22 protein-coding genes are annotated in these 25,296 nt (G+C 61.8%); 8 read left to right on the forward strand and 14 right to left on the reverse strand.

What is annotated here, in order from left to right; genetic code table 11:
* Nucleotides 1-61: 61 nt before the first annotated feature.
* From pqqE to ACS92L_RS07880, 5 genes are all read right to left on the reverse strand, one after another.
* Complete coding sequence (gene pqqE / locus ACS92L_RS07860; protein ID WP_438768261.1) at nucleotides 62-1,189, reverse strand: pyrroloquinoline quinone biosynthesis protein PqqE; 1,128 nt, start codon at nucleotides 1,187-1,189, stop codon at nucleotides 62-64.
* A complete protein-coding gene (gene pqqD / locus ACS92L_RS07865; RefSeq protein WP_438768262.1) occupies nucleotides 1,186-1,473 on the reverse strand; it encodes a pyrroloquinoline quinone biosynthesis peptide chaperone PqqD in 288 nt (95 codons plus the stop codon). Before pqqD ends, pqqE begins: the two co-directional genes overlap by 4 nt.
* Nucleotides 1,470-2,252, reverse strand: coding sequence for a pyrroloquinoline-quinone synthase PqqC (gene pqqC, locus ACS92L_RS07870; protein ID WP_438768264.1), 783 nt, complete (start codon nucleotides 2,250-2,252; stop codon nucleotides 1,470-1,472). Before pqqC ends, pqqD begins: the two co-directional genes overlap by 4 nt.
* Nucleotides 2,249-3,178: a pyrroloquinoline quinone biosynthesis protein PqqB gene (gene pqqB / locus ACS92L_RS07875; RefSeq protein WP_438768265.1), complete on the reverse strand. Its 930-nt coding sequence runs from the start codon at nucleotides 3,176-3,178 to the stop codon at nucleotides 2,249-2,251. Before pqqB ends, pqqC begins: the two co-directional genes overlap by 4 nt.
* Nucleotides 3,179-3,368: 190 nt before the next feature.
* On the reverse strand, nucleotides 3,369-5,183 hold the full coding sequence (locus ACS92L_RS07880) for a DEAD/DEAH box helicase (RefSeq protein WP_438768268.1): 1,815 nt from the start codon (nucleotides 5,181-5,183) through the stop codon (nucleotides 3,369-3,371).
* Between the two features lie 85 nt (nucleotides 5,184-5,268).
* On the opposite strand from ACS92L_RS07880, the gene ACS92L_RS07885 reads away from it, so the two are divergent.
* On the forward strand, nucleotides 5,269-5,682 hold the full coding sequence (locus ACS92L_RS07885; RefSeq protein ID WP_438768269.1) for a hypothetical protein: 414 nt from the start codon (nucleotides 5,269-5,271) through the stop codon (nucleotides 5,680-5,682).
* 78 nt (nucleotides 5,683-5,760) lie between these two features.
* Complete coding sequence (locus tag ACS92L_RS07890) at nucleotides 5,761-6,081, forward strand: putative quinol monooxygenase (RefSeq protein WP_438768270.1); 321 nt, start codon at nucleotides 5,761-5,763, stop codon at nucleotides 6,079-6,081.
* Nucleotides 6,082-6,130: 49 nt separating this feature from the next.
* Here the strand turns inward: ACS92L_RS07890 and ACS92L_RS07895 are convergent, their stop codons facing one another.
* The gene (locus ACS92L_RS07895; protein WP_438768272.1) at nucleotides 6,131-6,574 is read right to left on the reverse strand and encodes a GNAT family N-acetyltransferase; all 444 of its coding nucleotides are present in this window, start codon (nucleotides 6,572-6,574) and stop codon (nucleotides 6,131-6,133) included.
* An 84-nt stretch (nucleotides 6,575-6,658) separates the two neighbouring features.
* Nucleotides 6,659-10,558: a phosphoribosylformylglycinamidine synthase gene (gene purL / locus ACS92L_RS07900; RefSeq protein ID WP_438768274.1), complete on the reverse strand. Its 3,900-nt coding sequence runs from the start codon at nucleotides 10,556-10,558 to the stop codon at nucleotides 6,659-6,661.
* A gap of 274 nt (nucleotides 10,559-10,832) precedes the next feature.
* Between purL and mltF the strand changes: the two genes are divergently transcribed.
* On the forward strand, nucleotides 10,833-12,314 hold the full coding sequence (mltF, locus tag ACS92L_RS07905; protein ID WP_438768275.1) for a membrane-bound lytic murein transglycosylase MltF: 1,482 nt from the start codon (nucleotides 10,833-10,835) through the stop codon (nucleotides 12,312-12,314).
* Nucleotides 12,311-14,308 carry a sensor domain-containing diguanylate cyclase gene (locus ACS92L_RS07910; protein WP_438768276.1) on the forward strand — a complete coding sequence of 666 codons (1,998 nt, stop codon included), beginning with the start codon at nucleotides 12,311-12,313 and terminating at the stop codon, nucleotides 14,306-14,308. The genes mltF and ACS92L_RS07910 overlap by 4 nt, the downstream gene beginning before the upstream one ends.
* Here the strand turns inward: ACS92L_RS07910 and tadA are convergent.
* The gene (gene tadA / locus ACS92L_RS07915; RefSeq protein ID WP_438768277.1) at nucleotides 14,296-14,757 is read right to left on the reverse strand and encodes a tRNA adenosine(34) deaminase TadA; all 462 of its coding nucleotides are present in this window, start codon (nucleotides 14,755-14,757) and stop codon (nucleotides 14,296-14,298) included. The two genes, ACS92L_RS07910 and tadA, sit on opposite strands and share 13 nt — an antisense overlap.
* 115 nt (nucleotides 14,758-14,872) lie before the next feature.
* Nucleotides 14,873-15,940 (reverse strand): NAD(P)-dependent alcohol dehydrogenase, encoded by a 1,068-nt coding sequence (locus tag ACS92L_RS07920; protein WP_438768278.1) that lies wholly within the window; start codon nucleotides 15,938-15,940, stop codon nucleotides 14,873-14,875.
* A 242-nt stretch (nucleotides 15,941-16,182) separates the two neighbouring features.
* Here ACS92L_RS07920 and ACS92L_RS07925 point away from each other — a divergent pair, with 242 nt between their 5' ends.
* Nucleotides 16,183-17,100 (forward strand): AraC family transcriptional regulator, encoded by a 918-nt coding sequence (locus tag ACS92L_RS07925; protein ID WP_438768279.1) that lies wholly within the window; start codon nucleotides 16,183-16,185, stop codon nucleotides 17,098-17,100.
* A 12-nt stretch (nucleotides 17,101-17,112) separates the two neighbouring features.
* Here ACS92L_RS07925 and ACS92L_RS07930 read toward each other — a convergent pair whose 3' ends face one another.
* On the reverse strand, nucleotides 17,113-17,442 hold the full coding sequence (locus tag ACS92L_RS07930; RefSeq protein WP_438768281.1) for a DUF3817 domain-containing protein: 330 nt from the start codon (nucleotides 17,440-17,442) through the stop codon (nucleotides 17,113-17,115).
* 104 nt (nucleotides 17,443-17,546) lie between these two features.
* Nucleotides 17,547-18,116 carry a GNAT family N-acetyltransferase gene (locus ACS92L_RS07935; RefSeq protein ID WP_438768283.1) on the reverse strand — a complete coding sequence of 190 codons (570 nt, stop codon included), beginning with the start codon at nucleotides 18,114-18,116 and terminating at the stop codon, nucleotides 17,547-17,549.
* Nucleotides 18,117-18,483: 367 nt separating this feature from the next.
* Here ACS92L_RS07935 and ACS92L_RS07940 point away from each other — a divergent pair, with 367 nt between their 5' ends.
* Together ACS92L_RS07940 and ACS92L_RS07945 are read left to right on the forward strand one after the other, a co-directional pair.
* Entirely contained in the window at nucleotides 18,484-19,020 is a 537-nt protein-coding gene (locus ACS92L_RS07940) for a heme NO-binding domain-containing protein (RefSeq protein WP_438768285.1), read from the forward strand.
* A complete protein-coding gene (locus ACS92L_RS07945) occupies nucleotides 19,017-20,936 on the forward strand; it encodes a putative bifunctional diguanylate cyclase/phosphodiesterase (RefSeq protein WP_438768286.1) in 1,920 nt (639 codons plus the stop codon). The genes ACS92L_RS07940 and ACS92L_RS07945 overlap by 4 nt, the downstream gene beginning before the upstream one ends.
* Here the strand turns inward: ACS92L_RS07945 and ACS92L_RS07950 are convergent.
* Both ACS92L_RS07950 and dbpA read right to left on the reverse strand, forming a co-directional pair.
* Nucleotides 20,926-21,798: a PA4780 family RIO1-like protein kinase gene (locus ACS92L_RS07950; protein ID WP_438768287.1), complete on the reverse strand. Its 873-nt coding sequence runs from the start codon at nucleotides 21,796-21,798 to the stop codon at nucleotides 20,926-20,928. The two genes, ACS92L_RS07945 and ACS92L_RS07950, sit on opposite strands and share 11 nt — an antisense overlap.
* Before the next feature lie 100 nt (nucleotides 21,799-21,898).
* Complete coding sequence (dbpA, locus tag ACS92L_RS07955) at nucleotides 21,899-23,305, reverse strand: ATP-dependent RNA helicase DbpA (protein WP_438768288.1); 1,407 nt, start codon at nucleotides 23,303-23,305, stop codon at nucleotides 21,899-21,901.
* 211 nt (nucleotides 23,306-23,516) lie between these two features.
* On the opposite strand from dbpA, the gene ACS92L_RS07960 reads away from it, so the two are divergent.
* Nucleotides 23,517-24,245 (forward strand): YebC/PmpR family DNA-binding transcriptional regulator, encoded by a 729-nt coding sequence (locus tag ACS92L_RS07960; RefSeq protein ID WP_438768289.1) that lies wholly within the window; start codon nucleotides 23,517-23,519, stop codon nucleotides 24,243-24,245.
* A gap of 85 nt (nucleotides 24,246-24,330) precedes the next feature.
* Here ACS92L_RS07960 and ACS92L_RS07965 read toward each other — a convergent pair whose 3' ends face one another.
* Entirely contained in the window at nucleotides 24,331-24,921 is a 591-nt protein-coding gene (locus tag ACS92L_RS07965) for a BPSL1445 family SYLF domain-containing lipoprotein (protein ID WP_438768291.1), read from the reverse strand.
* Nucleotides 24,922-25,296: the final 375 nt, after the last annotated feature.

Below are 25,296 nucleotides of genomic sequence, written 5' to 3' on the forward strand. Positions count from 1 at the left end.
GTTGCGGTGAGTCTATCAGGCTGCCCCGCTTCAGGCACCCGCGTCCTGTTGCGCCCACCGTTCAGGCGTGGCGCGCGGTGCGCGCAAAACGGCGGTAGGCAAAGGGCTCGTCGCGGCCTGCTTCTTCCAGCGTCAGCGTCTGCACCTCGTCATGCCAGGGCGAATGCTGGCATATCGGATCCATCTGACGCGCATCACCGGTCATCATCAGCGCCTGGCAGCGGCAGCCGCCATGGTCAATGTCGCGGCGATCACAGCTCTGACACGTGTCGGGCAGAAAATCGGTGCCGCGAAAGGCATTGAAGGCCGGCGAGTCATACCAGATATCAGCCAGACCCCGCTCACGCACGTTCCAGAACTCGAGTCCCGGAATCGTCTGCGCGGCGTGGCACGGCAGGCCCAGCCCGGAGGGCGTGATGTTGATCGTCTGTTGTCCCCAGCCGTTCATGCAGGGCTTGGGGCCGTGGGCATAGTAGTCCGGCACCACCGAATCGATGGCAAGGCGCCCCTTGAGACGTATCTGAGCGGCCTCGACGGTTCTCAGTGCGGTCATGACCTCGCCACGCTTTGGCATGAGCGCCCCGCGGTTGCGCAGCGCCCAGCCGTAATACTGAGCGTGCGCCAGCTCAAGGCGCTCCGCCCCCAGCGCCAGGGCCAGCTCGATAAACTCATCAATCTGATGAATGTTGGCGCGATGGATCACCACGTTGATCGTCAACGGCAGCTCCAGCGCTCTCACCTCGCCGGCAAAGGCGCGCTTTTTATCAAACGCACCGCGCATGCCGGACACGCGGGTGGTGACCTCATCGTCGGCGCCCTGAAAGGAGAGCTGAACGTGATCCAGCCCGGCGGCCTCGAGTGCAGCCAGGCGCTCGGATGTGAGGCTCACCCCGGCCGTGATCAGGTTCGAATAGAGCCCTTCGCGGGCACAGGTCTCGACCAGCTCGACCAGATCCGGGCGGGCCGCCGGCTCGCCGCCGGAAAGATGCACCTGCAGTACGCCCAGTGTGGCCGCTTCCTGCAGCACCCGCTGCCAGCCGGCGGTATCAAGCTCGTCACTGCGACGCTCAAGCTCGACCGGGTTGGAACAGTAGGGGCACTGCAACGGGCAGCGATGGGTCAGCTCGGCCAGAAGCCCCATGGGTGGGGCGATGGCCTGCTCGGTACGTGTTTGCGTTGCGTCACTCATGTGGCTATCTCCAGCACACGCCGGTCGATCAGGGCATGAAACAGGGCCAGCACATCGTGACGGATCCGGCCCCGCTCGGCGTCATAATCGGCCACCAGCGTATCGACGATCTGTGCCACGCTTTGCCTGCCATCGACATTGACCATCACTGCATGCGCGATGGCATCAAGCTGGAAGATACGCTCCGGTGCCAGCAGCACCCAGCCGCCGCGCGCGGCATCCTCACGCATGCGCACGCCTCTGGGCAGGCGCACCACGGTGCTGTCATCGAGACCCTGATTCAAGGCGTGGCTCCGGTCACCAGACCGCTCTCGCCGTTCCAGGCGCCCGGTGGCCGGTGGCCTTCCACATAGGCATGCTGAAGCGCATCCAGCATCGTCCAGAGCACATCGCATTTGAAGATCAGCGCCTCAAGCACCGCCTGCTGCTGATCGGCGCGCCGGGCGTGCTCACGCACATAGGCCAGCGCCCGCTCGGCGTCGTGCGGTGCCTGGGTCAGACGCGGGCGAAAATAATCCAGCGTTTCCTCGGAGACAAAGTCGTAGTGCGCAAGCATCCCCGAGACGCGGGTGCCGATCACCTTTGGCGAGAACAGCTCGGTGAGTGACGAGGCGACCGCCTCCAGCAGGGTGCGATCGCGCACAAAATGGGTATAGGCCTCGACCGCAAATCGCGTGGTCGGCAGGATAAACCGGGTCGAGCGCACCATCTCGCGCTCGAGCCCCAGCCCGTCGGTGAGCTTCAGCCAGCGCTCGATACCGCCCTCACCGGGCGCTTCACCGTCATGATCGACCAGCCGGCTGCGCCATTCCCGCCGCCAGTCCGGGTCGTCAAGACGCGCCATCAAGGTGGCATCCTTGATGGGGATCATGGCCTGGTAGTAGTAGCGATTAAGCGCCCAGGCCCGCACCTGGCAGCGATTGAGCTCACCGTTTTGCAGCGCCAGCTGGAACGGATGGCGGTGGTGATAGCGCGCCTCGCCGATTTCCTGCAGACGCGCTTCCAGCGCCTCGGCGCTCATCGGCTCGGTCACGTCACTCAGATGCGTATCAAACGAACTCAAGGCGTGATCTCCATACCGTCAAAGGCGATCTCCCAACCGGCGTTTTCGGCCTCGCGCCGCTCGGCGCTGTCCTCAATCAAAACGGGGTTGGTGTTGTTGATATGAATAAAGATGCGCCGACCAATGCGGGCATCAGCCAGCGCCGCCATGCTGCCGTCAATCCCCGACATCGACATGTGGCCCATGCGCTGGCCCGTCTTTTGGCCGACGCCGGCACGCACCATTTCGTCATCGCGCCACAGGGTGCCGTCAAAAAGCAGCGCCGCGGCGCCTTCAAGCCGTTCGGCCAGACGGGGCGTGACGGTAGCGCAGCCGGGAATGTAGTAAAGCCGCTGGCCGTCGAGTTCGAACTCGACGCCCACGGTGGACTCGCCCTCGGCGCCGATCTCCACCTCGTCACCTTCCAGATAGAGCGCGGTCTTGCCGGGTACGGCAAACACGGTGACCGAAAGCCCGGGCAACAGCTCGATGCGGCTGTCGAGCGCCACGTCACGTCGCTCGACGCAGTCGGGCGCGAGCACGTTGAAAATCGGGTTGGCGCGCAGCACACCGTGAATTTCCGGCGTGGCGTACAGGCAAAACGGCGAGCGTTCGCGCAGGCTCAAAAGGCCCGCGACATGATCCACGTCACCATTGGTGACCAGAATCGACTGAATCGGGGTGTGGCGGTCGTCACGGCCGGGCTGAAGCGCCGGTTCACGCTGTAGCTGACCGAGTACCTCGGGCGCGCAGTTGATCAGCGCCCAGTGTTCGCCATCAACGGAGACGGCAATCGAGGACTGGGTGCGAGGGACAACACGCTGCGGTTCGGCGCGCGCCAGCCGACAGACGCTGCAGCGACAGTTCCATTGAGGCAGGCCGCCACCGGCGGCCGACCCCAGTACGCGAACGCGCAGGCGCCGCGCACCGTCAGCATCACTCTGCAATGTCGATTTCGATATCGGCAGGCAGGTAGACACTGGCTTCCATACCAGCACTGATTTCCTTGACTTCGGGGGCAGACCAGCTCATGACAGACTCCTTGATCGCGAATAAATCGCATCACAATGGGGGTAGCGTTGTCGAACGACAACGACGTTTATTCTAACAGAATAACAAGGCGTGATAACGCCCGGGTCAGTCGCCCTCGGCACTGTCGGCGCGCCGATAGCGCCCCTCGTAATCGAAAAGGCGCTCGCGCACCTGCCAGTACCGCCCGATCTTGCGCCCCACCACGAAATCCGGATGGCGCAGGCGCTGGCGCGAGTCGATCACTTCCCTGATCGTGGTCGGCTGCCAGTCGCTGCCCGGCGCACGCAGATGCTGCTTGAGCCAGGCATGGTAAAACGCGGTGCGCTGGGCGGGCGTTTCCAGGGCGTACCACTCCGAGAGCGTGGCGCCGTCCTCGTCCACGTAGGTGACCTTCAAACGGGCCAGGCCACGGCCGTTGGCGCTCTCCTCGAGCATCATGCCACTGACCCTGAGCACCCGGGCATCCTTGAGCTTAAGGGCATCGCGCAGCTTGTCGTCGGCATCGATCAGCTGCTCCTGGCAGTGTCGACAGCGTCGTGCCGCAATGTCGTTTTGCGCCCCGCACTGCTCGCAGACCTTGTAGCGAAAGCGAAAATCACACTGTACCTGCCGGCCCTGCTCGTCTTCGACCAGCCCCTGACAGCGCCGGCCAAAGTGCTCGATGACCAGCTCGCCGTCACGCTTGCCCCAGAAGATGTTGGCAAAGCCGCACTCCGGGCACTCGACCTGCACCGGCTCGCTGTCACTGTCCGGTCGCGGCGCGTCGATCTCGGGACCATAGAGCCCCCAGGGGTTGCCGGCATAGTCCAGCACCAGGCACTCGGTCTTGCCGGGCGACAGGCGTAGCCCGCGCCCGACGATCTGCTGATAGAGCCCGACCGATTCGGTCGGGCGCAAAATCGCGATCAGATCCACATGCGGGGCGTCAAAGCCGGTGGTCAGCACCGCGACGTTGATCAGATACCGGATCTCGCGCGCCTTGAAGGCCTCGATCAGAGTCTCACGCTCGCGACCGGGGGTGGTCCCGGTCACCAATGCCGCTTCTGTGTCGGGCAGATAGCCCATGATCTCTTCGGCGTGCGCCACGGTAGCGGCAAAGATCATCACCCCCTGACGGTCATGAGCGTGCGCCATGACGTCCTCGATGATCACCGGTGTAGCGCGATTGCCGCTGACCACCCGGTTGAGATCGGATTCGGCGTACTGACCGCCCGCGCGGGGCGAAAGCTGTGAAAAGTCATAGCGCGCTACGGCCGCATCGATGCGCCTGGGCTCGGCCAGATATCCCTGTTTGACCATGACGCGCAGGGGCTGCTCGAACACGCAGTCGCGGAAAAAGGTCGTTTCCGGTCCGCGTACCATGCCGTGATAGTGGCGGTGATAGATAAACCCCTGCCCCAGCCGATAGGGGGTTGCCGTCAGCCCCAGTACCTTGATATCCGGTCGGGCCGCCCGCAGATGATCAATCACGCGCTGGTAGCTGCCGGGCTGCTGACGACGCTTGCCCTGCGCACTGTCGTCTACCATGGGGGCCACGCGATGGCACTCGTCGATGACCAGCAGCGTGAACTGACCGTCATCAAACTCATCAAGGGCATTGATCACGGACTGCACCGAGCCGAAGACCACCTGACGCTGGCTGTCACGACGCCCGAGTCCGGCACTGAAGATATCGGCGCTGAGCCCGTAGGCTTCATACTTGGCGTGGTTTTGCGCCACCAGTTCACGCACGTGGGCCAGCACCAGCACACGTCCGCGGGCGATCCGGGCCAGTTCGGCAATCACGAGACTCTTGCCGCTGCCGGTGGGCAGCACCACGACCGCCGGGTCATGGCCCCGGCGAAAATGACCGACGACGCGCTCGACGGCCTCTTTTTGATAGGGGCGCAGCTGCGGGGGTGTCGTTAAAGACGCTGACATGTCCTTATACTGATCCTGTAATCCCTGGGTTGCGGGACTGGCTGAATGTTTAAAACCGTCACCTCTGGTGACCGAAGAGGACACAATGCAGGCCAACACACAGATCGAGCACTACATTGAAAGCCTGGGCGCCATGGACTTCCAGGTGGAAGCCATCGATACGCATGCCGCACGTATCACGCTCGAAAGCCTAGAGTTCGTGCTGGTCGTGGCCGAGGACGAGCCGGCCTTTTTTCAGCTGATGCTGCCCGGCATCTGGCAGGCCGATGCCGGCACCGACCGTGCCCAGCTGCTCGACATTGGCAATGACGTCATGAATGCCATCAAGGCGGCCAAGGTCGTTCTTCACGGTGAAGCCGTTCACGTTAGCGTAGAGCAGTTTGTAGAAGGCCCCGAACAGGGTGTGGCCCTGATCCCCGGGCTTCTGGAACTCCTGAGAAGCGCAGTGGCCGAATTTCACGAGCGCATGGGCATGGGCCCGGCGCCCAGAGTGCACTGACGCCGCGCCCGGAATCGCATCAATGTCGCAGGCCGCATGACCGTTGTCGAAACACTCAATAGCTGCAGGAGAATCATGATGAGCGCAACCAATGCCAATTTTGTCGTTCTGGCGGAATTTCGAATCAAGCAAGGCCAGCGCGATGCGTTTCTGGCGCTGGCCCACAACGACGCCAACGAGTCACTGGCCAACGAAAGCGGCTGCCATCAGTTCGATGTGCTGGTGCCGGAAGAAGATGGCAACATCGTCATCCTTCATGAGGTCTACACCGACCGCGCCGCCTTTGACAACCACATGGCAATGCCCCACTACAAGCCGTTCAAGGAAGGCACCGACCCGCTGCTGGAAGAAGCGCCGAACGTGCGCTTTTTAAGCCCGGCCGCGCGTCCGCAGAACTGATCGGCACGTCGTGACACATGAAAGGGCCTCTACAAGAGGCCCTTTTTTGTCAGCCCTGTCCGGCCCATCTCATGTGCAGGACAGGAAAGGGGTTCCCCTGCGAATCAGTAGGCGAGCGGCTCTCTACGACAAAACCCATTGCCTGATAAAACGCCAGCGCTGCCGGGTTCTGCTCGTTAACATCCACTTGCTGACGTTGTGAGGTCAGCGCCTGAAGCACCAGCGCTTTACCGACGCCATGCCCCTGCCAGTCAGGTGCCACAAAGAGCATCTCAATGGCGGCATCGGAGCACCCCATGAAACCGGCGAGACCACCATCCGATGCCATGACACCCCATAGCGTCACGACAGGCAGCCATTGGCGATGCACCTGCAGGCGTAGCGTGGCGATGTCCTGCTCGGACAGGAAATCATGAGAACCGCGCACGGCGTCTTCCCATATACGCATGATCTCGGCGTCACGATCCAGTCCGATGCAAATCACTGACGCCATGCAAGGCCTCCGTTCGACATTCGTCAGCAAGGAGCGTCTTCAGTAGCAGCGCCCCTGATGCGACATTAATCAGCGATGAAAGGGTTAGCCTACCCACTTTCTTGCATTGCGGAACATGCGCATCCAGCCGCCGGCCTCGCGCCACTCTTGCGGCTGCCACGAGTTGGTCACGGCGCGTGCCACGCGTTCGGGGTGCGGCATCATGATGGTCACACGGCCATCCTGAGTGGTCAGGCCGGTAATGCCGGCCGGCGAGCCGTTGGGATTGGCCGGATAGCCGGTGGTGACCTCCCCGAAGTTGTCCGCGTAGCGCAGCGCGATTGTGCCGCTGGCCTGAGCCTGACGCAGATGAGCGCTATCGCGGAACTGCGCCTGCCCTTCGCCATGCGCCACGGCAATCGGCATTCTTGAGCCTGCCATGTCGGCCAGAAACAGCGACGGTGTCGAGTCAACACGCACCATCGACACGCGCGCCTCGTACTGCTCGGAGAGGTTGCGCACAAAACGCGGCCAGTGATCGGCACCCGGAATCAGCGATTTCAGCTGAGACAGCATCTGACAGCCGTTGCACACACCAAGCGCGAAGGTGTCTTCACGCTCGAAAAAGTGCGCAAACTGTTCGCGACCGCGCTCGCTGAAGAGAATCGATTTCGCCCAGCCGCCGCCGGCACCCAGCACGTCCCCATAGGAGAAGCCGCCGCAGGCCGCCGCGCCCTGGAAATCGGCCAGATCCACGCGCCCTTCCAGAATGTCGGACATGTGAACGTCGATGGCTTCAAAGCCGGCGTTGGTGAAGTTCCACGCCATTTCCAGCTGACCGTTGACGCCCTGCTCGCGCAGGATCGCCACCCGGGGTGCGGCCCCCTGGTTAATAAAGGGCGCGGCCACGTCTTCGTCAACGTCGTAGCTCAGGGCAGCATGCAGCCCCGGATTGCGGATCTCGTCAAGCGAATCAAACTCCTGACGGGCGCACTCCGGGTTGTCACGACGTGCCTGCAGCTGATAGCTGGTTTCCGCCCAGGTGCGCAGTGCATGTACCCGCGTGGTCTCGATCAGCGCGGTGTCATAGAGCGTCACCGAGAAGCGATCATCCCCTGTCGGCGCACCGATGCGATGAACGCATTCATCAAGCCCCGCCTCCCTGAGCACGGCCAGCACGGTATCGAGCTCGTTTTGAGGCACCTGGATGACCGCGCCCGGCTCCTCGGCAAACAATGCCGCAGTGGCCTGATGGGCATCGCGCACCAGAGTGTCCAGCGAGGCTGCCAGACCGCAGTGGCCGGCAAAGGCCATCTCGGCAAGCGTTGCCAGCAGTCCGCCGTCGCTGCGGTCGTGATAGGCCAGCAGCCGGCCGTCACGATTGAGCTTCTGGACAGCGTTGAAAAAGCCGGCCAGATCCTCGGGTGCGTCCAGATCCGGTGCGTGCGCGCCCAGCTGACCATAGACCTGGGCCAGGGCCGAGCCGCCAAGCCGATTCTTGCCGCGGCCGAGATCGATCAGCAACAGCTCGGTCTTTTCACGGGGATCGAGCTGCGGTGTGAGGGTCTTTCGGGCATCGCTGACCGGGGCAAAGGCCGAGATGATCAGCGACAGCGGCGCCGTCACGGACTTGTCGCGCTCGCCGTCATGCCAGGCGGTGCGCATTGACATCGAATCCTTGCCGACCGGAATGGCAATGCCCAGCGCCGGGCAGAGTTCCATGCCCACAGCGTGGACCGCGTCATACAGGGCCTGATTTTCGCCCTCGTGATCGGCGGCACTCATCCAGTTGGCGGACAGCTTGATATCGCCAAGCGCCTCGATGGGCGCCGCGGCGATATTGGTGATCGCCTCGGTCACGGCCAGACGTGCCGACGCCGCCGGTGAAATCAGCGCCGTGGGGGTACGCTCGCCCATGGCCATCGCCTCACCGGCATGAGTGTCAAAGGCGGCCGTGGTCACCGCACAGTCCGCCACCGGCACCTGCCATGGGCCGACCATCTGATCGCGCACGCTCATGCCGCCCACGGTCCGGTCGCCAATCGTGATCAAAAAGCTTTTGGAGGCCACCGCCGGCAGCTGCAGCACACGATCCATGGCCTCGTTGAGGTCCAGATTGTCCAGCATCAGGGGCGGCTGGGTGGTCTCGCGGCGCTCGAAGCTGCGCTGCATTTTCGGCGGCTTGCCAAAGAGCACGCTCATGGGCAGATCAATGGGGCGGCTCTCAAAGTGCTCGTCCACCACCGTGATCTCGTGCGCCTCGGTCGCCTCACCGACCACGGCGAACGGACAGCGCTCACGGGCGCACAGCGACTCGAAATGCTCGATCGATGCCGGCGCCACGGCCAGCACGTAGCGCTCCTGTGCCTCGTTGCACCAGATCTCCAGCGGCGTCATGCCGGGTTCGGCGCTGGTCACCTCACGCAGGTTGAACAGTCCGCCACGACCGCCATCCTTGACCAGTTCCGGCAGCGCGTTGGACAGACCGCCGGCCCCCACGTCATGGATAAAGCTGATCGGGTTGTCTTCGCCCAGCGCGATACAGCGATCGATGACTTCCTGGGCGCGGCGCTCCATTTCGGCGTTATCGCGCTGCACCGAGGCAAAATCCAGCGCATCGCTGGTACTGCCGGAGGCCACCGATGAGGCCGCCCCGCCGCCCAGCCCGATCAGCATGGCCGGTCCACCCATGACGATCAGCTTCGCGCCAACGGCGATATCACCCTTGAGCACGTGTTCATCGCGCACGCTGCCATAGCCGCCGGCCAGCATGATGGGCTTGTGGTAGCCGCGCCGCTCGACGCCGGCCGGGCCGACCACATCATGCTCATAGGTACGGAAATAGCCGTTGAGCGCCGGGCGGCCGAACTCGTTGTTGAACGCCGCCGCGCCAATGGGCGCCTCGATCATGATGTCGAGTGCGCTCTTGATGCGCTCGGGCTTGCCGTAATCAAACGCCTCCCAGGGCTGCAACAGCTCGGGGATACGCAGGTTGGACACGGTAAAGCCGGTCAGGCCGGCCTTGGGCTTGCCGCCACGCCCGGTCGCGCCCTCGTCACGGATCTCGCCGCCGGCGCCGGTCGCCGCGCCCGGATAGGGGGCAATGGCCGTCGGGTGGTTGTGCGTTTCGACCTTCATCAGGATATGGATCGGCTCCTGATGGGTCACAAAGCGAAAGTCCCGGCTGTCGGCCAGAAAGCGCCCTGCGTCATGGCCACGAATGATGGCCGCGTTGTCGCTGTAGGCCGAAAGCACGTTGTCCGGCGAGCACTGGTGCGTATTGCGAATCATGCCGAACAGCGAGTGTTGTTGCGCCTGGCCGTCAATGCGCCAGTCGGCATTAAAGATCTTGTGGCGGCAATGCTCGGAGTTGGCCTGGGCAAACATCATCAGCTCGACATCGCTGGGGTTGCGCCCAAGGCCGGTGAAGGACTCGACCAGATAGTCGATTTCATCTTCGGCAAGGGCCAGACCCAGCGTGACGTTGGCTGCTACCAGCGCCTCGCGCCCGCCCTGCACAATGTCCACGTGGCTTTCCGGCGCCGGCTGATGGCGCTCAAAGAGCTTTACGGCATCGCTTGTGTCAAACAGCACGGTCTGCGTCATGCGATCAGCGAGCACCTGGCGAATCGCCTCGGCTTCCTCCCTTGAGGGCAGCGCGTCCGTCTCGACGAAATAGGCCACGCCCGCTTCGATGCGACGCACCTGGTGCAGCCCGCAGTTGTGGGCGATATCGGTGGCCTTGGAAGACCACGGCGAGACGGTGCCAAAGCGCGGCACCACCAGATACAGGGCACCGGTCGGTACCGAAGCGGTTGTCTGCTCGGCCTCCAGTAGCGCACAAAGACGCTCGAGCACCCGGGGCTCTGGCGTCCGTTCGACGTCCAGAAAGTAGCGGTGCATCGCCCGCACGTCTGTCACGCCCGGCATCGCCTCACGCAGGCGGGCAAGCAAACGGGCGTGACGAAAGGAAGAAAGGGCACTCTGGCCGTGCAGTTCGAGCATGACGAACGAAGCCTCTACTGACTGACAGGAAATGAGGTGTGGTGCGGGAACGCCATCGAAAGGATACAGCGGTCCCCGTATTGAAACAGCGCCAGGCGGCGAGGGCGCCATCATACTGGAAAGCGACTCATGAGGCGAAGGTCTACCACGCGAGACGGTTATGGTTCCGCGTCAGTCGAAAGACTGAGGCTATCGTGCAGGTAAGAGCCATCGACTAGCCGGGGGTGGTTACCATCGGTATCTTGAGGCCTCTTTCAAACGGCCGTTTCTTCCCATGTACAGGCATTTTTTACGCACAACCCGACAGATTGCAGGGCTTGCGGTGGCGCTTTTGCTGCTGCTGACGCCTGCCCGCGCGATCTCGACGTGGTCTGCCGAGCTGATGCCGATGACCTCTCCCACCACCCTGGCTGACATCCAGCGGCGTGATTTTCTCGAAATCACCACCCGCAATACGCCGGCCACCTTTTATGAAGGCCGCCAGGGACCGACCGGGTTCGAGTTCGAGCTCTTTCGCCGTTTTGCCGATGATCTGGGCGTGAGCCTTGCCGTGGAAAACGACCACCATATCGGCGATGTGCTCGAACAGGTGGCCGGCGGTCAGACCGACATCGGCGCGGCCGGTCTGGTACTGGACCGCCAGCGCCAGGATGTGACCTATTCACATCCGATCATGTCGATGCAGCCCATGGTGGCCTATCGACGCGGCGCGCAGGCGCCCAAAACGATCCAGGATCTGGACGGGCTGGATATCGGCACGGTGGCCGGTGCCGGTACCAGCCGGGTTCTGCGCGATCTGCAGAAAACGCATCCGACACTGACCTGGCGTGAAAGCCCCGATATCGAGACCACGGATCTGCTGGGCATGGTGGAAAGCGGAGAACTTGACGCTGCAGTGGTCTATGCTCACGAGTTCAAATTGAGCCGCCTGTTCTTTCCGGACGTGGCGAGCGCGCTGACCATCGGTGAGCCCGTCACTCTGGCGTGGGCCTTCCCGGCTCGCACTGACCCATCGCTGGTGGAGCGCGCCAATGCCTTTATTGATGGCATGCGACGCTCCGGTGATCTGGAGCGTCTGACACAGAAGTACTTTGGCCATGATGACTACCTTGAATATGTCGGCGCGCGGCGCTTTATCGGCCAGGCACAGGCGCATCTGGGCCAATGGATGAATGATTTCAAACAGGCCGCCGGCGAGACCGGCTTTGACTGGAAGCTTCTGGCAGCGGTGGGCTATCAGGAGTCCCACTGGCAACCCGACGCCGTCTCTCCAACCGGCGTCAAGGGACTGATGATGCTGACCCGTGATACGGCCCGCCACATGAATGTGTCTGACCGCAAGGACCCGCAGCAGAGCATCGACGGCGGCGCCCGCTATCTGCGCTATCTGCATGACCGCATTCCCGACACGGTCGCCGAGCCGGACCGGACCTGGATGACGCTGGCCGCCTATAACCTGGGGCTGGGCCATCTCTATGACGCGCGCCGACTGGCACGCCTTCAGGGCCATGACCCGGATGAGTGGGGTTCGATTAAACAGATGCTGCCGCTTTTGCAGGAGAGCAGCTGGTATAACCGCGTGGAACATGGCTTTGCGCGTGGTAATGTGGCCGCACTTTACGTGCGCAACATCAAGCGCTACGAAGAGATTCTGAACTGGGTGGAACGCAGCCAGCATCAGTTCTCATCGCTTTCGCGTGCCACGGCCAGTACAACGACCACCCCCGTCTTCGAGACCGTACCGCCTGCTCCATGAAAGCCCTTTTCGCCCGTCATGGTGACCTGCTGCTGACTCTGCTTGCCCTGCCCTGTGTCATGGCGGGATGGTGGCTGACGCGCTCGCTGGAACACCTGCTGCTGGCCATGGTGGGCATGGTCACGCTATCAAGGCTTGCGATGAACCTCGCCGGCCGGTGGCGCCCCTATCATCTGAAACCCTGCGCCATGGCGGTTTCCGCTGTCACACTACTACCGCTGCTGGCCCTGATGGGCTCCTTTGTGCTGCCGGACGGCATCATGGATTACGGCCAGTGGGCGATGCTGTTTGATCGCTGGCCTGACCGGGTGCCCTTTTACTCCCTGCGCCCGTCCATTTTGATCACCCTGGCGCTGGTGTTTTTATTGCTCCTGCCGCTGTTCCCCACGCGCCCGGGTGGCGTTGCCCCCATTTTACTGGCCATGGCGGGCATGCTGACCGCCATGCACCTGATCGAGCAGCACTGGTTTGTCTCGCTGCATGAGGTGTCGCTGTCGGCATCCACGCTGATGGCCATCGCACTGTTACTGGCCGCCGAAGTGGTCACACAGTGGCCCCAGCGTCGCCCGGGCGCCATCGGCGTCGCGCTGGCCGCCGCGATGGCCGTACTGCTGGTGCTGCTGGTGCTCTGGCACTACCACAACAGCCAGAACATTCGCGAGGTCAATCAGGTGGCGCGTACGCGCGTTGATGCCCTCAGCGAGCGGCTGGGCCAGGAGATCAGCGTCAGCGACCAGGCCATGCAGCGCTTTGCCATCAGCTGGGACAGCGCCGGTGAAGCTCCCTCAAGCCGTGCCTGGACCCATCGCGCGCAACACCTTGTCGATCATTTCGACTACATGCAGACCATCGCCTACATCCATCGCCAGGGGCCGCGCATCATGCACGCCTACCCCCGGCGGGCCAACCAGCCGCTGCTGGGCCACCATGTGCTTTCAAGCGAGGATGATGAAGCGCTGGCCGATGCGCTCGGCGGAAAGGCCGGCGCCACCGGCATGGTCAGTCTGACCAATGGTGGGCGCGGCGTGATCTTTTATCAGCCCATCCGTGATCTCAACAGCTCTGCCGTTCAGGGCGCGGCGGCCTTTGTGGTCGACCCGTCACGCCTTTTTGCAACCCTCGACGACGCCCGGGATAACCACAACTTTCGCATTCGGGTCCTGCATGAGGGCAATACCCTGTACAGCTCCGATGCCCCCGGCGCCCTGAGCATGCTGGAGCACTGCAACATTCTGCGACTGGGCCAGAGCAACTTCACACTCTGTGCCGAGGCAAGCTATGCCCGTCTTTTTGACGAGCGCTCCAAGCTGCCGGCCATCGTGCTGATCACCGGGCTGCTCTTTACCTGGATGATCTATCTGCTGATGTATTTTCATCACCGCCTGCGTCGGCGCCACAGCGGCGTCAAGGATGCCAACTATCGCCTGCGGGGCGAAGTGGAAAAGCGCATCGCCCTGCAACAGGAGGTGGAGTGGCTGGCACAGCATGACGAGCTGACCCGACTCCCCAACCGGCGCTATTTCAGCCAGTGGGTCGGAAAACTGGATGCCTCCCGGCCCAGGACACTGATCTTGCTGGATATCGATCACTTCAAGCAGATCAACGACCAGCTGGGCCATCCCACCGGCGATGACTATTTACAGCGCGTGGCGCTTCGCATGCAGGAAGTCGTCATCGCCCATGGCGGCATGCTGGCCCGCTTCGGCGGAGAAGAGTTTATTGCCTGTCTGCCCGGGATCACCCCTGAAAAGGCAGCAGAGGTTGGCGAGCAGCTGCGTCACGGCGTCGAGGCGCTGCACCTGGCAAGACACGACGCACGCTACCACGTCACCATCAGCGCCGGGCTGATCACGACCCGCCGCGCCAGCGATACCCTGTCGGATCTCATTCAGGCAGCCGACCAGGCGCTTTATCGAGCAAAGCTTGCCGGACGCAATCGCGTTGAAGTGGCCGGCGCGCTGGATTCGACATCATCCGGCACTCAAAACGACTGACGCCGCTGCGCAAAAAAGGTTTTCAAAAGCCGCCGGGCAGGCGCTGCCAGTACGCCCGAGACCACTTCAACGTCATGGTTGTGCCAGGGCTGGGCAAAAAGATTGGCCTTTGACTGCGCCATGCCGGTTCTGGGCTCCGGCGCCCCATAGACAACCCGCTTGATCCGGGCATGAATGATGGCCCCGGTACACATCAGGCAGGGTTCGACACTGACATACAGCGTGCACCCGGTCAGTCGATAGTTGCCGGAGCGCTGGCCGGCATCACGCAGCGCCTGCACTTCGGCATGCGCTGTCGGGTCATGCTGCCCGACCGGAGCGTTGAATCCCTCACCGATTACCTCACCTTCGGCGCTGACCACAACCGCTCCCACCGGCACTTCGCCGGCAGCCATCGCCAGATGAGCCTGATCCAGCGCCCGGTGCATATAGAATTCATCGCTGTGCATCAATCACTTCCGTCGGGTAATGGAGCTGCTGCCCGAATGGGCAATGCGTGATGATATAAAAAAACCGGCGCCCCAGGGGCGCCGGTTTGAACAGGACCGGAGAGCCGGCGTCAGATCAGGCCGCGCGGTCGCCTTTCATGGAGGCCATGTCGATCACGAAGCGATAGCGCACGTCGCCCTTTTGCATGCGATCCCAGGCCTCATTGATCTGATCGATGTTGATCATCTCGACATCACAGGTAATGCCATGCTCGGCGCAGAACTCCAGCACTTCCTGGGTCTCGGGCATGCCGCCGATGAGCGAGCCGGCCAGCACCCGGCGACGAAACACCAGATTGGCACCGCTGACAGCCGGGTCGATAGGCTCGAGCAGGCCGACCAGAATGTGCGTGCCGTCGGGCTTGAGCGCGTTGAGATAGGGGTTGATGTCATGCTGTACCGGAACGGTATCAAGCATGAAATCAAAGGTCTCGGTGATGGCAGCCATCTGCTCGTCATCGGTGGAAACCACCACATGATCGGCGCCCTGCTCCTTCGCCTCGGCCACCTTGGACTCGGAGCGGGTAAAGAGTGTGACCTCGGCGCCCAGCGCACTGGCAAGCTTCACACCCACGTGACCCAGACCGCCCATACCGATGACGCCCACCTTGTCGCCCGGCTTGACGCCGTAGTGCTTGAGCGGTGAATAGGTGGTGATCCCGGCACACAGCAGCGGTGCGGCGGACTTGAGGTCGATGCCCTCGGGCATGCGGACCACGAATCGCTCGCTGACCACGACCGAGTCGGAATATCCGCCCTGCGTCAGGGTATTGTCGTGCCGGTCAGGGCTGCCATAGGTCATGGTGAACCCTTCAGCGCAGTACTGCTCAAGACCGCTGTTACAGGAGTTGCACTGACGGCAGGAATCCACCATGCAGCCCACACCGACGATATCGCCGGCCTTGTAGGCCGTGACGTCATCGCCCACGGCGGTGACACGCCCCACGATCTCATGCCCCGGGACGACCGGGTAGGCGGCCATGCCCCAGTCATCACGGGCGAAGTGAAGGTCACTGTGGCAGACGCCGCAGTACATGATCTCGATGGCAACATCATCAGGACGCGGCGTGCGGCGCTCGAAATTCCAGGGCGCAAGCGGTGTTTCGGCGCTATGAGCGGCATAGCCTTTGGCGGGTGTCGACATGAATACGTCTCCTTGCGCGTGATGCGTCAAAATCGACGACCTGCGCTTGAGCAGGTCACGTTGAAGTGGCATCAGTGTGGGAGCGAAGCCGGCGGCGCGCCATACATGGTCCTGCTACGTACTTGCCTATTCCTGCAGAAAAAATCGTTACAAGGTATCGTTTTGGCGCTTTGTATGCACAATCCTGTTACCGTTGATCATCAACGCCGAACACCGCCACGAACCACGGATCGACACACCCCATGTCTGAAGCCCTCCTCCAGAACGCTTATGCTGGCTCTCATGCCCTTTATCAGCGCATGTGCGATCTGATAACGCCCTTGATCGATCGGGACGGCTACATTCCCACGGCCCTTGAAGGGGTGCAGCTGATGGCCCTTCACGGCAGCCATCAGCGCACGCCGCTGGTCTACGAGCCGGGACTGATCATCATCGCTCAGGGTGAAAAGGTGGGCTATCTGGGCGAGCGCGTCATTCACTATGGCGCCGGGCACTATCTGGTACAGGCCATGCCGGTGCCCTTTGAATGCGAGACGCAGGCCACACCGCAGGCGCCCCTGCTGGGGGTCTTTATCGGCATCGACATGATCATGCTGGGAGAACTGGCTCAGGTCATGCCGACCGCCACGGACAATGTCTCATCGCCCGATCCCATGGCAGCCGTCACGCTGCCGGATTCCATGGGCCATGGCGTCATGCACCTGCTGGAGTGTCTGCACGATGAGACGCTGTGCCGAGCACTGGGCCGGCAGCGCATTCGGGAGGTGTTGTTCGAGGCACTCAGGGGGCCACAGGGAGAATCACTGCGCCAGCTGTTGCAGCAGACCCAGTATGGGCGAATCGGCCATGCGCTGGAGACGCTGCATCGCGACTATGCCCAGCCGCTGGCCGTCGAAACGCTGGCCGAGAAGGTCAACATGAGCGCTTCGGCCTTTCATCATCACTTCAAGCGCTTTACCCATTTGTCGCCACTGCAGTATCAAAAGCGCATCCGGCTTTTGAAGGCCCGCGCCATGATCACGGCCAGAACCCACAACGTCAGCAGTGCCGCCGGCGCCGTGGGCTATCAGAGTGCCTCGCAGTTCAGTCGGGAATACAAGCGTTACTTTGGCAATCAGCCGGCAAGTGATCAGCACTCGCCTCGCGACCGGGCCGAATAAGCCCGCAAACGCTTACGTGGCCATTCGTACCAGATCCTTCTCCTTGCGACGCATGAAGGGGGCATTGATAAAGGCGCCGAACGGCAGAAAGGCCGCCAGAATCATGCGGGCGATATCCAGCCCGTTCCAGCCGCCCATGGACACCACTCGAAAGACCACCGACAGATAGAGCAAAAAGGCCACGCCATGGATGGGCCCCATGATGGAGACGGCAATCGGCAGACCGGCCACATGCTTGAGCGGTACGGCCACCACAATCAAAAGCAAAAGCGTTGTGCCTTCCAGTATGGACACCAGCCGCAGACGTTTCATTCGGGTATGTATCAGATCGGGGGTGTTCAATGGAGGCTCTCTTGAATCGGTGCAGATTGGAAAGAAATCATGGGACTACTTTAATGAACGAATGTGCCGCGGCGCTACCCGCCATCGAGACCGGGCGCTGCCCATCAATGCCCTGTCTCGATCGGCGATGTGGTTATTTCACGGCATAAACCATAAACGGCGTGGTCATGCACGACACCGTTGACGTTTTCGGCGCGCGTGATCACACCTTCAAGTGTGGCGCCCAGACGCTCGCAGACGGCCCGGCTTCGGGTGTTGCCTGTTGCTGCCGCGATCTGCACCTTTTCAAGGCCGTACTGCTCAAACGCCAGCCGGATCATCGCCTGACAGGCCAGCGTCATCAGCCCAAACCCCTGCCAGCGCTCCCCCTGCCAGTAGCCCAGGCTGGCCCGGCCGGTCGCCGGCACGATCTCGTTGAAACTCACTGTCCCCACCAGCCGGGGACGCCCCTGATGATAGTGGAGACCGCATACCAGACGCCTGCCGTCGGCGTAATCGTGCAGCGCCTGACGAATGAAGGCGGCACTATCGGCCGGTGAGTTCGTCTGGGCCACCCAGCCCAGCCACTGGCTCAGAAAGCGCCGGTTGTCGTCCACCAGCCGATAGAGTTCGGGCGCCATATGCGGGTGGAACAGCGACAGGGACAGCGTCTCGGTGATCGGATGACTGAACATGTACGACCTTTTCGGAAATCGTAAGCGGTGTGACCTTGTCTCCCACTATATGCGGGTAGACGCATAAAACCACCCGTGCGGCCATTTCGGGTTGGAGACAGCCCTGCGGCCAGCGATGGCCACACGATGGGTCATGACCCCAGGCCCCAGGAAAGGCTTCTCTTGCCGGCAATGTTGAAATATACCTTAATAAAGCAGACCGGTTCATGCGCAACCATCGATGTATTGACGCGATGAAATACTCTGTACTCATGGCATCGGTCACGGCGCCTCGACCATGGTCAGGCTTCAGCCCACCACCGTCCGGCCGATATGGTAGAACAGACAGCGCACGAACGGACGTGACGACCACGAAAGGGATCAGGGCATGAAGGGCATCATCTTCAACATGTTTAACGACATTGTGGTCAGTCGCTTCGATGAACAGCTCTGGGAAGAGATACTCGACGATGCCCGCGTCAGCGGCGCCTATTCATCGCTTGGCAACTATGACGACCATGACATGTTGTCGCTGGTAAGCGCTGCCAGTCACCGCACGGGCATGACACCACGGGAGTGTCTTCACTGGCTGGGCCGCGAAATGCTGCCGCGTCTTGGCGGCTTCTACCCGGGCATGCTCGAGCGCTTCAACACGACATTTGCCACGCTCAAGGCGCTCAATAATGTCATTCACCCCGAGGTGGTCAGATATCACCCCGATGCCATCGTCCCGGTCTTTCATTATCATGAGGTCTCCGACAACACCATGGTGATGGAGTATCGATCGGCGCGCGGCATCTGCAGCCTTGCTCACGGGCTGATGCAGGGCTGTGGTGACTACTTTGACGAATCCATCGAAATCGACCATATCCAGTGTCGCCACCGCGGTGATGATCACTGCCTTTTTCGTATCACGATCCGATGAAAAAACCGCTCTCGGAAAATCTTCCCGACACCATCGAGCGCCTGCAAAGGCAGCTCGCGCGTGAACGCAAGGCTCGTCATGATGCCGAGCACGTTGCCGAAACCAGCACGCGCCGCCTTTATCGCGAGCAGTTAAAGCTTCAGGCCATCTCGCAGGTTGCCACCCAGACGCACGGCAGCATGCGCCTGCGCCAGGCCACTCAGGAGGCCCTGAAGGCGCTTTTGAAGCACACGGTCTGGCGCTACTGTCGCGTCGTCTACAAGCCCTTTGACAACATCACGCCACCGGTGCGCGTGTCTGCCCTGTGTGAAGGTGAAAACCCGCTGACCCGCCCCGGCGACAGCCTGACCGCCTCGGCCCGGATGTGGCTGGAACAGGCCAGCCCGCTTGAGTTCATGGCCGATGAGCGCATCACTGCCGAGAAGCGCTGGCCGGAAAACATGCCACGGCGGTTTCTCTGCGGTATCGGCATCGGCGAGCAGTGCATGGGCGCGATGGAGCTTTTTTCCTATCTCGAGGATGACGACCCGGCCTTCAGCCAGGAGATGATACTGGCACTGGTGCGCGAGCTGGCCCATGTCTACAAGAGTGAACGCGATCGCCAGGCCATCGAGCGCATGGCCTGGCGTGACGTGCTCACCGGCGCCCTGAACCGGGCCGCGTTCTTTCGTGACCTTGAAACCATCACCATCGACACGCGACCGCTGGCGCTTTTATATATCGATCTGTCCGGGTTTGGAGAGATCAACGAGGAGCACGGCCACGAGATTGCCGATCGTTACCTGTTCGAGATTGCCCGACGTCTTGAAAGTGAGCCGCTGAGTCGCAGCGTGGCGCGCCTGGGCAGCGATGAGTTCGTGCTGCTGCTGCCCCTGATCGATGTCCGTCATGCCGACACCCTTGTCGAGGCGCTGCTGGCCGATCTCACCCAGCCTTTGATACTCGATCACTACCGTATCGATCCGGCCTTCAGCGCCGGCCTTGCCGTTTACCCCGACGATGCCAGCGATGGGCACGCCCTGTTCTACGCCGCTGACACCGCCCTGAGCCATGCTCGCGAACACGGCGGTACCAGTCTGCGCCGCTTTGACGCCGAGATTGCCGAGCAGCTCGAGCGACGCAAACAGCTCGCCCTGCGCGTGCGCCAGGCCGTTACCCGTCAGGAATTCGTGGCGTTCTTTCAGCCCATTGTCTCGAGTGACTACCGGATCGTGGGTGCGGAGGCGCTGCTGCGCTGGCAGGCCGCCGATGCGCCCGGCCCTGCCGAATTCATTCCTCTGCTGGAAGAACAGGGGCTCATCCGCGAAGTGGGCCGACAGATGCTGCATGACGTCATCCACACGGCCGCACGCTGGCGTCTTGAACAGCACACCTTTGAAAGCATCTCGATCAACGTCTCACCGATACAGCTGCGTGAAGAGGCCTTCGTCAATCATGTCGTCGATGCACTGAAAGACAGCGGCCTGCCGGCGAGCTGTCTGATTCTGGAAATCACGGAAAGCCTTTACATCAGCGCCGAAAAGGCAGTACTCGACCGTCTGGCCCGACTGAGAGCGATGGGCGTACGACTGGCGCTGGATGACTTCGGTACCGGCTACAGTGCGCTGAGCTACCTGCAGTGGATGCCGCTGGACATTCTCAAGATCGACAAGAGCTTTGTGCTCAAGCTTGCCGAGGCGCATTCCGGGCGGGATATCACGATCGTGCGGGCCATCATCCAGATTGCCCAGGCCTGCGGTCTTGATGTCACCGCCGAGGGTATCGAAACGGCCGAGGTCGCACACATCATGTGCGACCTCGGTGCGCACTGCCTGCAGGGGTACTACTTCAGCCGTCCGATCAGCGAGCGCGCCATGACCGAGCTTTTACACTCGAAAACGGCGCAGATCGCGCCACTCGGGCCCCTTACTGACTGATGTCCCGGTCCTCCTCGTCCTGCTCCTGCTCGCGACGTCGACGCTCCTGCTCTTCCTCGCGCACGTCCTCGATGACCTCGAGCAGGTCGCTGACATCCACGCTGGCACTGTCACGGTCGAAAATGCCGGTCAGCGGATGGTCGGGATGGAGTTCACCGGCTTCATAGAGTGACCAGATCTCAAGGCCATAGTCGGTATTCAAAAGCGACGGCGCGTAGCGCCCGAAGCTGCGACGCATGTTGTCGACATCACGCAGCAGCATGCGCGGCGCATTGTTGTTGCCGGCAGCGTCAACGGCCTGAGGTAGATCGATGATGACCGGGCCTTCACGTCCCACCAGCACATTGAACTCCGACAGGTCGCCATGGACCAGCCCGGCGCACAGCATGCGCGCCACATCCGTCACAATGCGGTGATGGTACTCGATCGCCTGTTCTTCACTGAGCTTGATGTCATCAAGACGCGGGGCGGGATCGCCTTCGTCATCAACGATCATCTCCATGAGCAGTACGCCGTCGACAAAACCGTGCGGCTCGGGCACGCGTACGCCGGCGTCAGACAGTCGGTACAGCGCCTCGACCTCGGCGTTGAGCCAGGCCGATTCCTGTTCGCGCTGGCCGTAGCGGGTCTTTTTGGACATGGCACGGGCCCGGCGGCTGTTGCGGACCTGGCGCCCCTCCTGATACTGAACAGCCTGCTTGAAACTGCGCTTGCTGGCTTCCTTGAAGATCTTGGCACAGCGCAGCTCACTGCCACAGCGCACCACGTAGACCTGAGCTTCCTTGCCGCTTTGAAGCTGAAACACGATGTCATCGATCAGCCCATCATCTACCAGTGGCTGCAATCGTTTGGGAATTTTCATGCGACCTCTTTGCTCGCTCCTGTCATGACAAGTCCAATATAGCGGTCATGATGACCCTATCGACACGCAACGTACATGATCCGTACCTGATATCGGAGGATCAGCGCGACACGCGCCGTGCCCGGAAGCTGCGCCCCTTGAGGCGTCCGTTATTCAGGTGCAGTAGTGCGGCATCCGCCACATCACGGTGTACCGCCACCCAGGCATTTCGATCCAGCACCCTGATTTTGCCCACCTGTGAGGCGTCGATACCGGCCTCCCCGGTCAGGGCCCCGACGATATCGCCCGGGCGAATCTTTTGCTTTTTGCCGGCATCGATCACAAGCGTCGCCATCGCCGGCTTGAAGGGCGAGCGCGTCAGCACGCTCGCATCCGGCAGCGCCTCAAGCGTTACCGGGCCATCCTGCTGCGTTTCATGAAGCGAGAGCCGCGCGCGTTCGCGCTCACCGACCAGACTATGAGCCGTGCCCTGCCCGCCGGCCCGCCCGGTGCGCCCGACCCGGTGGACATGCGTTTCCACGTCGTGGGCCAATTGATAGTTGAACACCGCATCCAGCGCTTCGACATCAAGCCCGCGGGCGGCCACATCGGTGGCGACCAGAATCGAGATGCTGCCGTTGGCCAAAAGAATCAGCGTTCGGTCGCGGTCGCGCTGCTCCATGTCACCGTGAAGCGCTGCGGCATCAAAACCGTGATCGTTGAGGGCATCGCTGACCGACTGCACCTCGCGCCGGGTATTACAAAACACCACGCTGGAGGTCGGGCGATACTTGAGCAGCAATCGTCTCAGCGCCTCAAGGCGCGCCGTATCGTTGTCGACGGCGTAAAAGTGCTGACGAATGCTGTGCTCATCGTGATCGGTATCCACCTCGACGGTCGTCGGGTCCTGCATCACCCGGGCGGCGACCGGCGCCAGCGACTCGCTCCAGGTGGCGCTGAACAGCAGCGTCTGACGACGACGGGGGGTGACCTCGATAATGGCATCGAGGGCGTCCTGAAAGCCCATGTCGAGCATGCGATCGGCTTCATCGAGCACCAGCACGGTCAAAGCGTCAAGGCTCAGCGAGCCACGGCGCAGATGATCCTCCACCCGCCCGGGCGTGCCCACGATGATATGCGCGCCGTGGGCCAGTGACTCTCGCTGGGGTCCGACCGGCACGCCGCCACACAGGGTCAGCACCTTGACGTTGTGAAGGCCGCGGGCCAGACGCCGGATCTCCTCGCCAACCTGATCGGCCAGCTCGCGCGTCGGGCACAGCACCAGCGTCTGGACGCAAAAGCGCTTGACGTCCAGACGCGCCAGAAGGCCCAGCCCGAAAGCGGCGGTCTTGCCAGAGCCGGTACGCCCGCGACCGATCACGTCCCGACCGGCCAGCATCAACGGCAGGCTTTCGGCCTGAATGGGCGTCATGGTGTGATAGCCAAGCGTTGCCAGATTCTCTGCCAGTGTCGGCGGCAGATCCAGCGCCGCGAAATCGGTCACGGCCTCCGAGGCATCGTTCGACATGAGGACAAATCCTTGTAGGCTGTAGTAAATGGACTGCCCGTCATGCAAGGCATTATGTGCAGGGCGCGCAGCATAACAGAGCCGATGCGCAATATCCGTGAGTCGGGTGCGTTCACGACCCGACGCGGGTCGTTTCAAATAACGCTGTTCGCTTCCGGCGCCGTTAACGTAAAATCGGCTTCATAATGGTAATCAAGGAACGGAATTCGATATGGGCAGGGCTTTCCAGAACCGCAAGGAATCCATGGCCAAAACGGCCGACGCCAAGACCAAGGTCTACAGCAAGTATGGGCGTGAAATCTATGTCTGCGCCAAGTCAGGCGGTACCGACCCGTCCGGCAATCTGACCCTGCGTGGTCTGATCGAGCGGGCCAAGAAGGATCAGGTGCCCTCACACGTCATCGACAAGGCGCTCGACAAGGCCAATGGCGCAGGCGGTGAGGATTTCTCGCCGGCACGCTATGAAGGCTTTGGCCCCGGCAACTGCATGGTGATCGTGGAGTGTCTGACCGACAACCCCAACCGCACCTTCGGCGATGTGCGCGGCGTCTTTACCAAGACGAAATCAAAGATCGGCACGCCCGGCAGCGTCAGCCACATGTTCGATCACAGCGCCATTCTTGCCTTCAAGGGCGAGGATGAAGACGCCACCCTCGAGGCGCTGATGGAAGCCGATGTTGACGTCAGCGACATCGAAAACGAGGACGGTCGCCTCACGGTCTTTGCCCCGCACACCGAATATGCCAAGGCCAAGCAGGCGCTTCTGGACACCTTCGGCGAACTCGATTTCGACACCGACGAGATCCAGTTCGTGCCACAGACCACCACCCCGGTCGAAGGGGAAGACGTCGCCCATCTCGAGAAGTTTCTGGGCATGCTCAACGACCTGGACGATGTACAAAACATCTATCACAACGCCGAGCTGCCCGAGAGCGCCTGACGCGCGCCGGCACTCACGAAAAAACCCACCGATCGGTGGGTTTTTTCATTTTCAAATGGCAGAAGCTATCGCTGGATGCCCGGCGTTAACGGCCGACCTTGGAAATTTTCGCCCCTTCAAGTGACACCCCACCCTGAATGCCCTGATTGTTCATGACAAAGGCAACAACTTCCTGATTGGCAGTGTTGTTGGTGATCTGACCGTTAGCACCGACATCGGCCACGGCAACCCCTGCATTGGCACCAATCGACCAGCCGTTATCGCTGCGCACACGATTGAGTGCACCCTCGCTCATCAGAAGATAAACGATCGCCTGGGACTGCGCGCCCGCCTGGAAACCGACCGAGCCACTGGTGGTGGTGTAGTAACCGGCATCAGACCCATCAATCAAAAGCTGCCCGTCGCCGTGGCTGGCGCCGAACACAAAGCTTGCGCCGAGCACACCCGGGAACACCAGCACTCCCTGCGCCTGCTGCACCAGACTGCGGGCCTGAGGCGCCGTGCGATACAGCCGGTCGAGCGTTTCCTGCACGCTCTGATCAAGCTCGGCGCGCTTGGCCACCTGGCTCTGGCGATCGGAGGGGCTGGTGGTAGTACAGGCCGACAGCGTGGTGGCGCCCAGTACAGCCGCCAGCACCAGGGCACTGGTACGGGTAAAGCGTGAAAAACGTGACATGACTGGCCTCCTTGCCTTGAACGAGGCACCGCTTCAAAAGCTTACGGTGACATTAAATAAGGTAACGCTACCGTTGAGTTATAGACCAGAAATGACGTTTCAGCCGGCGTGTCCGAAAAATACCCCTATAAAGGCGCTTTTCTCTTCTGATCGTCCTTGTCATTAAACGGTCACGATAAGGCGTCAGCCTGGTCAGGGCTGACGACGTGATTTTGGACTAGGAGATTCACCACCATGATGTTGACTGACAAATGTCTTGCGATAACAACCGCCATCCTCTTGATCTATGGCATGGTCTTCGCCGGTAACCCATCGCCTTCCGAAGATCATTCCGCGCTGATGCACAGTCAGACCCAGGGCGATATGGCCCACCAT

The organism is Kushneria halocnemicola, from assembly GCF_965650455.1.
In the GTDB taxonomy this organism is placed as follows: Bacteria; Pseudomonadota; Gammaproteobacteria; order Pseudomonadales; family Halomonadaceae; genus Kushneria.

Coding starts and splice junctions, on each gene's coding strand:
- dbpA (WP_438768288.1), bottom strand. CDS start 23,305: ATGTCGAACGATGCCTCGGAGGCCGTGACCGATTTCGCGGCGCTGGAT.
- ACS92L_RS07945 (WP_438768286.1), top strand. CDS start 19,017: ATGAAAAAACCGCTCTCGGAAAATCTTCCCGACACCATCGAGCGCCTG.
- ACS92L_RS07935 (WP_438768283.1), bottom strand. CDS start 18,116: ATGTTCAGTCATCCGATCACCGAGACGCTGTCCCTGTCGCTGTTCCAC.
- ACS92L_RS07950 (WP_438768287.1), bottom strand. CDS start 21,798: ATGAAAATTCCCAAACGATTGCAGCCACTGGTAGATGATGGGCTGATC.
- ACS92L_RS07890 (WP_438768270.1), top strand. CDS start 5,761: ATGAGCGCAACCAATGCCAATTTTGTCGTTCTGGCGGAATTTCGAATC.
- pqqE (WP_438768261.1), bottom strand. CDS start 1,189: ATGAGTGACGCAACGCAAACACGTACCGAGCAGGCCATCGCCCCACCC.
- ACS92L_RS07885 (WP_438768269.1), top strand. CDS start 5,269: ATGCAGGCCAACACACAGATCGAGCACTACATTGAAAGCCTGGGCGCC.
- mltF (WP_438768275.1), top strand. CDS start 10,833: ATGTACAGGCATTTTTTACGCACAACCCGACAGATTGCAGGGCTTGCG.
- purL (WP_438768274.1), bottom strand. CDS start 10,558: ATGCTCGAACTGCACGGCCAGAGTGCCCTTTCTTCCTTTCGTCACGCC.
- ACS92L_RS07925 (WP_438768279.1), top strand. CDS start 16,183: ATGTCTGAAGCCCTCCTCCAGAACGCTTATGCTGGCTCTCATGCCCTT.
- ACS92L_RS07940 (WP_438768285.1), top strand. CDS start 18,484: ATGAAGGGCATCATCTTCAACATGTTTAACGACATTGTGGTCAGTCGC.
- ACS92L_RS07895 (WP_438768272.1), bottom strand. CDS start 6,574: ATGGCGTCAGTGATTTGCATCGGACTGGATCGTGACGCCGAGATCATG.
- ACS92L_RS07880 (WP_438768268.1), bottom strand. CDS start 5,183: ATGTCAGCGTCTTTAACGACACCCCCGCAGCTGCGCCCCTATCAAAAA.
- tadA (WP_438768277.1), bottom strand. CDS start 14,757: ATGCACAGCGATGAATTCTATATGCACCGGGCGCTGGATCAGGCTCAT.
- ACS92L_RS07920 (WP_438768278.1), bottom strand. CDS start 15,940: ATGTCGACACCCGCCAAAGGCTATGCCGCTCATAGCGCCGAAACACCG.
- ACS92L_RS07965 (WP_438768291.1), bottom strand. CDS start 24,921: ATGTCACGTTTTTCACGCTTTACCCGTACCAGTGCCCTGGTGCTGGCG.
- ACS92L_RS07960 (WP_438768289.1), top strand. CDS start 23,517: ATGGGCAGGGCTTTCCAGAACCGCAAGGAATCCATGGCCAAAACGGCC.
- ACS92L_RS07910 (WP_438768276.1), top strand. CDS start 12,311: ATGAAAGCCCTTTTCGCCCGTCATGGTGACCTGCTGCTGACTCTGCTT.